A 5,635-nucleotide genomic window follows, 5' to 3' on the forward strand; every position below is an offset into this window, starting at 1 on the left:
GTCCTCGGCCCCGGACTCTTGGCGGGTACCTCTTCACTGTGCGCCGGCCGCTCCTGGGTTGTTCGCCGCGCCCTTGGCCGTCCCCGACATCCTTGGACTCACCGCCAAGGTCCCCCCGCCCCGACTCCACACCAGCAGCCGTGCATGCCGCCGCCACCTCCGCTGCCCCGCCAGACGACCCTGGACGCTTCCCCAACACACATCCCTGCGCACTCAAGCGCGGCTGACGGGGTCCTTCAGGGCGTCGGCGAGGCGTCGAGCACAACACAGCACTCCCCCGGGCGTGGGTCCAGCCGCGCCCGGCCCGGGTCGTCACCCAGCCCCTCCAGCAATCCCTGGCACAGCGCCAGATTCATCGAGCACACCAGCAGCGGCTGCTCCTCCGCCAGCACGTGGAACGGACAGTTACGCAGACGCGTCCGGCCGCCCTCAGCGGTGTAGGGCTCGTAGCCGCGCCCGTTCAGCACCCGGTCGACCGGCTCACCCCGCCGCCGCCCGCCGATCCGCGCGCCCGCGGAGCGAGCCGCCTTCTCCGCCGCCTCCTCGGCACCGAGCGCGTCCACCACGTCGGCCAGCGCAGACGCCAGGGTGACGTAGTCGCGCGGCGGCAAGCTCACCGACCGCTCGCCCGCGGCCCTGCGGTACACCTTGGCAGGCCGCCCGCTGCCCGGCCCCTTCTTCACCGGCGCCCGGAATCCGCTCTCCAGCAGCCCGGCCTCCACCAGCTTGTCCAAGTGGTGGCCGGCCAGCGTACGCGACACCCCCGCGGCATCCGCCGCCTCCCCGCGCCCCACATCACCACCGCTGGAGACGACCACGTCGTACAGACTGCGGCGAACGGGATCGTACAGCAGGGCCAGCGCCTCGAGGTCGTCGCTACTCACAGCGGGAGTCTACGAGCCGACGCCACCCGGCCGGCCGTGCCCAAGCCCGCCTCCTCACGGTCCTCCTGGTGGGACGGCCGCGGTAGCCCACTGCCCACCCTGCGGCCTATGAGCGCCCGCTCCAGCCCCGCCGGCAGCTCCCCACGGGAAACCCGCCGAGGCCCCACGGACGAACGTGAAGTCGATGAGACAGTGACCCAGCCCCACACGTGAGCGGTGTACTGGACGATCGCCATCGCCCCCGCCGCCGGTTGACCACCCGACGCCCAACTCGCTCACCCTCCCCGTCCGACGGCCACCCCTCGTCGCCCATCGGGACGCCGCGCCATGGCGCGAACCGGGACAGAGATCAAGCCGTCGCCCGAATCCGGAGCCGACATACGCCCCAAGTCCCCGCCAAGAACGGCCGCGTCGTCCAGACCGACCTCATCACGACCTGCAGGCCGCCGCCCGCCAGGCCGCCACCGATCCGGACTGGCAGGCCGACTACCGCCGGCGGCCACCCATCGCACGCACCGTCGCCTGGATCGTCGCCCGCGGAGACCGGCGATCACGCTACATCGGCACCATCAAGAACAACGCCTGGATCCACACCCACGCCGCAGCCCTCAACCTGCGAACCCTGATCAACCTCGGGCTCACCCGGACCGACAGCATCTGGACACTCGCCCCAGCCCGGCACAGCGATCCCGCGCAGCCCATCCACCCGCTCAGGAACACAGCGGGTCACAAGACCTTCAGTGATCTTCTACCCCGCCGGTGCGGGGGCCGCTCCTCCCCGCCACCCGACGGCGACAGCGCACCCAGAAGGGACACCAGCGGCGGCTCGACGCTCATGGTCCTCCCATGCGAAAGGCCCGGCGGTCAGATGCCGCCGGGCCTCGCAATCGCTACCGAATCGTCACACAGCCCGTCAGTACGCTCCCAGGACGTCCACCACGAACACGAGCGTGCTGTTGGCGGGGATGCCCTGCTGCTCCTGCGCGCCGTAGCCCATCTCCGGCGGGATGCTCATCACGACGCGGCTGCCGACCGGCACCCCGGCCAGGCCCTTCTGCCAGCCCTGGATCACCTGGTTGAGCGGGAACTCGGCCGGCTCCCCGCGCTCCCAGCTGGAGTCGAACTGCTGGTCGCTACCCCAGATCTTGCCGGTGTAGTGGACGGTGACCATCTGGTTCGGATTCACCTTGGCGCCGGTGCCCTGGATGACGGTCTTGACGACGAGGTCCTTGGACGCCTTCTCGTCGGTCTTGGTGGTGAGCGTCGGCGCCTTCTCCCCACCCGGGTTGTCCACCTTGACGCCCTTGATGCTCTCGCCGGTCTCCTTGCCGGTGGCGACCTTCAGCGCCGGCGGCTGCGTACCGACCACGTCGAACACGAACACCTTCGTCGGCTCGGCGGCCGTCGCCTGCGGCTGGGCCTCGACGTCGCTGGCGAGCACGGCCAGCAGCCGGCCGCCGTGCTTGACCTTGGTGAAGCCTTCCTGCAGCACCTGGGGCAGCTGCTCGTTGACCGGAATCGTCTCCGGCGCCTTGGTGTCGTAGGAGGAGCCCTGGGCGGCGTTGCCCTTGCCGTCCCAGTTCCAGACGGTCAGGTTGACGATCACGCGGTCGCCCGCCTTGATGCCCTCGCCGGAGCCCGGCTGGATCACCTCGTAGGAGGACTTGGTCGCGGGCGAGCCCGCGGGGAAGGTCACCGTGGGCTTGGCGCCCACGCTTCCGCTGACCTTGAACCCGGAGGCGGCGGCCCCGCTGGCGGTGGCGGGGGCGGCGCCGGTGCCGTTGTCGGATCCGCACGCGGCGGCGAAAAACATCAAAGGCACGGCGGCCAGTACGGCCAAAGCGCGGCGCATCGAATTTCCCTCGGAAAAGACATCAGATTCGCGTCACACTACCCGAATCCGCAGTAGGGCCGAGGTAAACGAACCTCCACGTCCCCGGCAACCCAGCGCTCAGCCCCCATTTCTCCGGGCATCCCACCCGCTACCCAACACCCAGAAGGCACAACTCCGAGAAGAGACTTTGCACAGTCCACGGGGTTATCCCGTCACACACCTTGTGTCCGACAGCCCCGGCCGAAGTCCATGACGGGTCCAACGATTAAGGCAGCAACAGACACGCGACGTAGGCCGAAGGTCGCATCAACCCCCTCGACAGCGCTGCTCCAGCGCCCCCGCAACGCTCCGCCACACCTGATCGAGAACGAATCCCCGAAGCGGCCCGCCCCGGGTCACCGAGCAGCCCCCACGGAGACGCGTCGGCCGGTCGCTCCAACACCTCGGACCCGGCGAGCCCCCGCACACCTGCGCCGGCCGGCCCCTGAGCACGCCTTCGCCGCCCGTCCTACCGCACCAGGAGCTGACCGACGCCCGGATGAACCTGCGCCCCGGACACCCCAGAACTCAGCCATCCTGGGGAAGCCTGATCCAGGCATCACCGGGCACCAGAGCCGGCGCCTCATGGGCCGGCCGCCGCCCGCGACGTACCCGAACCGACGCCCCCGGGACGTACCTGCACGAGCTGTGGCACCGGACAGACCTGCACCGGCGGCCGTACCGCACGACCCCGGGCCGATCGGCACCGGCACACGGCCTGGCCGACCGGCGGGCAGCCGTAGCGGCCGGCAGCCCGAGGGAGGGTTCACTCCCCCGGCCACCGGGCGCTTCGGCGGCTACATGCCCGCGATCAGCTTGTCGACCCGCTCGTCCACGCTGCGGAACGGGTCCTTGCACAGCACCGTGCGCTGCGCCTGGTCGTTCAGCTTCAGGTGGACCCAGTCGACGGTGAAGTCGCGCCGCTTCTCCTGCGCCTTGCGGATGAACTCCCCGCGCAGCCGCGCCCGCGTGGTCTGCGGCGGCACCGACTTGGCCTCGAAGATCTTCAGATCGGACGCCACCCGCTCCACCGAGCCACGCTTCTGCAGCAGGTAGTACAGCCCCCGCTTGCGGTGCACGTCGTGGTAGGCCAGATCCAGCTGGGCCACCCGGGGCGAGGACAACGGCAGATCGTACTTCTTCCGGTAACGCTCGATGAGCTGGTATTTCGTCACCCAGTCGATCTCGCGCGAGACCAGGTCGAGGTTGCCGGTGTCGACCGCGTGCAGCGTACGCTCCCACAGGTCGAGGACCCGGTGCGTGATCGCGTCACCGCCGCGGCGGTCGACGAAGTCCTTCGCCTTCGACAGGTATTCCTGCTGGATCTCCAGGCTGGACGCCTCACGCCCGTTGGCCAGCCGCACCCTGCGCCGGCCGGTCATGTCGTGGGAGACCTCGCGGATGGCCCGGATCGGGTTCTCCAGCGACAGGTCGCGCATCACGATGCCCGACTCGATCATGCGCAGCACCAGGTCGGTGGCGCCGACCTTGAGCAGCATGGTGGTCTCGCTCATGTTGGAGTCGCCCACGATGACATGCAGGCGCCGGAAGCGCTCGGCGTCGGCGTGCGGCTCGTCGCGCGTGTTGATGATCGGCCGGGAACGCGTGGTGGCGCTGGAGACGCCCTCCCAGATGTGCTCGGCCCGCTGCGAGACGCAGTAGACCGCGCCGCGCGGCGTCTGCAGCACCTTGCCGGCCCCGCACACGATCTGCCGCGTCACCAGGAACGGGATGAGCACATCGGCCAGCCGCCCGAACTCCCCGTGCCGGCCGACGAGGTAGTTCTCGTGGCAGCCGTAGGAGTTGCCGGCGGAGTCGGTGTTGTTCTTGAAGAGATAGATGTCACCCGCGATGCCCTCTTCACGCAGCCGCTTCTCGGCGTCGACGAGCAGCCCTTCGAGGATGCGCTCGCCGGCCTTGTCGTGCGTGACGAGCTCGATGACGTTGTCACACTCGGGTGTTGCGTATTCAGGATGACTGCCCACGTCGAGGTACAGACGTGCGCCGTTACGGAGGAAGACGTTGCTCGATCGGCCCCAAGACACGACCCGCCTGAACAAGTAGCGCGCGACCTCGTCGGGCGACAGCCTGCGCTGCCCCCTGAACGTGCAGGTCACGCCGTACTCGTTCTCGAGCCCGAAGATGCGACGATCCATCACCTCACACTATGCCCACGGATCGGCCAACGGGAGAGATCTCCCAGGTGTTTTCCCATCGGAACCCCCACATGACCGTTTCGTCCCGCGCCCGCCCCCACGGGGCGCGGGACCCGCGGCCTCCCTCAGGGCGTGAAGATCTCCTGCACCCGCACGATCTTCCCCTTGTGGACGGTGATCAGGGCGGGGTGCCGGGCGCGGTCGTGCCGCTTGACCAGCGTGGCCGTGGAGCAGCGCTTGGCGCCGAGCCCCGTCCTCCGGTCGACCGTCAGATCCGTCATCGCCGCCCCGCACCCGTACGCGGACAGGTAGACCACGTCCTTGGCGACGGGCGAGGCGTACGCTCTGACGTCACCCTCGGGCGGGCCCTCGAAGTGCCCCTCCGTGTGGGTGCCCTTCTTCCAGCGGATCGGCTCGTACTCGGCGACGCCGCCGCGCACGTCCGTCATCCAGCCGCGCAGGACACCGTTGCCGCGCGGGCTCAGGGCCTTGGTGAAGTCGTGCTTCGGGTCGGCCTGGAAAGTCGTGCCGAAGATCTTCGGCGCCTTGTACTTCGGGTACGCGGTCGTGGCCTGCGCCGCCATACCCGAGGTCAGCATCACGACCACGGCCGCGCCGGCCGCGAGAATGCCACGCAGAGGAGTGTTCATGGACCATCAGACCCAGCGTTTCCCCCGCAAGTTCAGACGATCCCGAGTGAAACACATCACACCCTCCCCCCC

General features: G+C 69.4%; 4 protein-coding genes and 1 pseudogene. 1 reads left to right on the plus strand and 4 read right to left on the minus strand.

The window, feature by feature from the left end; translation table 11 throughout:
• Nucleotides 1-236: 236 nt before the first annotated feature.
• Nucleotides 237-884 carry a helix-turn-helix transcriptional regulator gene (locus tag E1286_RS45570; protein ID WP_132623396.1) on the minus strand — a complete coding sequence of 216 codons (648 nt, stop codon included), beginning with the start codon at nt 882-884 and terminating at the stop codon, nt 237-239.
• A 436-nt stretch (nt 885-1,320) separates the two neighbouring features.
• On the opposite strand from E1286_RS45570, the pseudogene E1286_RS52290 reads away from it, so the two are divergent.
• A pseudogene (locus E1286_RS52290) lies at nt 1,321-1,497 on the plus strand (transposase); the annotation flags it as partial.
• A gap of 300 nt (nt 1,498-1,797) precedes the next feature.
• Here E1286_RS52290 and E1286_RS51620 read toward each other — a convergent pair.
• The 3 genes from E1286_RS51620 to E1286_RS45590 form a co-directional block, all read right to left on the minus strand.
• Complete coding sequence (locus tag E1286_RS51620; protein ID WP_132623398.1) at nt 1,798-2,736, minus strand: FKBP-type peptidyl-prolyl cis-trans isomerase; 939 nt, start codon at nt 2,734-2,736, stop codon at nt 1,798-1,800.
• An 818-nt stretch (nt 2,737-3,554) separates the two neighbouring features.
• Nucleotides 3,555-4,913 carry a Pup--protein ligase gene (pafA, locus tag E1286_RS45585; protein ID WP_132623400.1) on the minus strand — a complete coding sequence of 453 codons (1,359 nt, stop codon included), beginning with the start codon at nt 4,911-4,913 and terminating at the stop codon, nt 3,555-3,557.
• Nucleotides 4,914-5,038: 125 nt separating this feature from the next.
• Nucleotides 5,039-5,563 carry a hypothetical protein gene (locus E1286_RS45590; RefSeq protein ID WP_246075705.1) on the minus strand — a complete coding sequence of 175 codons (525 nt, stop codon included), beginning with the start codon at nt 5,561-5,563 and terminating at the stop codon, nt 5,039-5,041.
• Between the last annotated feature and the right edge of the window lie 72 nt (nt 5,564-5,635).

The sequence above is a fragment of the Nonomuraea terrae genome, from assembly GCF_004348995.1.
Taxonomy (GTDB): Bacteria; Actinomycetota; Actinomycetes; order Streptosporangiales; family Streptosporangiaceae; genus Nonomuraea; species Nonomuraea terrae.